The organism is Sandarakinorhabdus sp. (assembly GCF_031422795.1).
Classification (GTDB): domain Bacteria; phylum Pseudomonadota; class Alphaproteobacteria; order Sphingomonadales; family Sphingomonadaceae; genus Sandarakinorhabdus.
In genome coordinates this window covers 1-2,027 of record NZ_JANPML010000133.1, presented here as the reverse complement: position 1 = coordinate 2,027, position 2,027 = coordinate 1, and the positions used below count along the sequence as shown (strand labels likewise).

2 protein-coding genes are annotated in these 2,027 nt (G+C 66.0%); both read right to left on the bottom strand.

The window, feature by feature from the left end; translation table 11 throughout:
- Positions 1–386: enoyl-CoA hydratase/isomerase family protein (locus tag RMO81_RS04950; protein WP_310474650.1), on the bottom strand; the 386-nt coding region annotated here is incomplete at its 3' end.
- Positions 383–1,459 carry a CoA transferase gene (locus tag RMO81_RS04945; protein WP_310474651.1) on the bottom strand — a complete coding sequence of 359 codons (1,077 nt, stop codon included), beginning with the start codon at positions 1,457–1,459 and terminating at the stop codon, positions 383–385. The genes RMO81_RS04950 and RMO81_RS04945, both read right to left, overlap by 4 nt.
- Positions 1,460–2,027 lie beyond the last annotated feature (568 nt).

Below are 2,027 nucleotides of genomic sequence, written 5' to 3'. Positions count from 1 at the left end.
CGCGCCGATGGGGTGGCGATGCGGATGTCACACGCGAGCGCCAGCCCGCAACCACCGCCCACCGCGTCGCCTTCAACATAGGCGATGGTGGGCAGCGGAAACCGCGTCAGATCATGCTGCGCCTGGTTGATTGCCGCCTGGTTGGCCGCCAGCCAATCACGATCTTGGCTGTTGGCCAGCAGTTCACTGATGTCGGCACCGGCGCAGAACGCCCCGCCCGGCTGCGCCGATTGCACCAGCAGCAGGCGCAGATCGGGCCTTTGCGCGGCCTGCGCCAACAGGCGCGGCACCATCTCCCACATCGCCAGCGTCAGGGCATTGCGCTTGTCGGCCCGGTCGATCAGCAGCCGGGTGATCGGCCCATCATGTTCCAGTCGCAACGTCATGGCGTGTCCCCTCCCAATTCGGGCACTGCGCCAGCCGCCCATGTCTCCCCGGCAAAGCGGATTGCCGGTGCGATGTGGTGGCCCTTGACGAGTCCGCGTTCGGCAACGTGCGGCTGCGCCAGTGCTTCGGCGAAGTCCAGCACCGGGGCATAGGCAACGTCAAGCTCGGCCATGAATGCGTCCCATGCATCGCGGCTGCGGGTGCGAAAAATATCGCGCAGAAACGCGATCAGCGGGGCCTGGTCTGCGCCGGCTTCGGCCCCGGCCAGCGGGATCAGATCGGGCCGGCCCAGCGCATCAAGCAGGCTGCGCGCGAATTTGATCTCTCGCCCGCCCAACACGACATGGCGGCCATCGGCGGTTTCATACACATTGTAAAATGCCGCCCCGCCCAATGATCGCTGATTGCCAGAGGTTGGGCTTGGCCCGCCCGCCAGCGCACTGCCGGCGATATGGGCGGTCCACGGCAACAGGCTGTCGAACATGGCGATATCAAGATAATCGCCCTGCCCGGTCTGTTCGCGGCCGATCAACGCCATCAGAACGCCGGCCAGCCCGGTCAGCCCGGCGGCCACATCGGCGGCCGGCACGCCGGGCACGGCAGGCGTGCCATCCGGGCCGTCGTTCACGCGCAATACCCCGGCCAGCGCCTGCACCGCCATGTCGTGCGCCGGATGGTGGGCCATGGCGCCGGTCTGGCCGAACGCCGACAGCGAACAATACACGATGCGCGGATTCAGCGCCCGCACCGCCTCCCAGCCAAAACCCAGGCGCGCCATCACGCCGGGGCGGAAGCCTTCGATGAACACGTCGCTGCGCAGGATCAGTTCGGTCAGCGCCGCCTTGCCAGCATCGCTTTTCAGATCGAGCACGACACTGGCCTTGCCGCGGTTTAGATTGGCAAACCAGATGCTGTGACCATCGGCAAACGGCCCCTGGGTTCGTGCCGGATCGCCGGCCGCCGGTTCCACCTTGATCACCTCGGCGCCGTGATCGGCCATCATCAGGCTGAGCATGGGTCCGGGCAGGAACTGGCTGAGATCAACCACCCTGATCCCTGAAAGCTTGCCCATTTCCACCGTCTCCGCTGCGCTGCACTGTGCGCCTGCACCAAGTCAGCCGGTCTGCGCCAAGTCAACGCTGCCAATTGTGCGGAGGGGGTGGCCGCTGGCCAAACTCGGCATCAGCGCCCTGCCGCAGGGATCGCGACGGCGCGTTTTTCACGATTTCATCACGAAACAACGACTGTTGGTTAGCGCCTGCACCATAGCGTTTGCGTTGCAGGGATCGATCGCGAGTCGGCCTCCGCCTGCCCCGAAAATTGCGCATGCCCGCGCCTTTCGAGGCAGCATGATGCAACCCTTGGCAGCCCCGGTGATGACCCACACCGATGGCGCCATTGGCGTGTATCAGGCATGCAGCCCATTCTGGCGGGTGCAGCGTGATTTGTCGGCCAATACCGCGGCGGTTGCTGGCGGTTGGCGGGGAAAGCAAGCAGCGCGCACCAGTTGTGTTACCGGAACGGGCTGAAGCCGGTCAGTCGGGGCCCCAGTATAATCTGCCTGCATTGACCCTGTGGGCAGGGAAGCTGGGGCCTCGCCCCCGTCTCAGCCGTGCAGCGGATCGCCAGGGTGGCGTGGG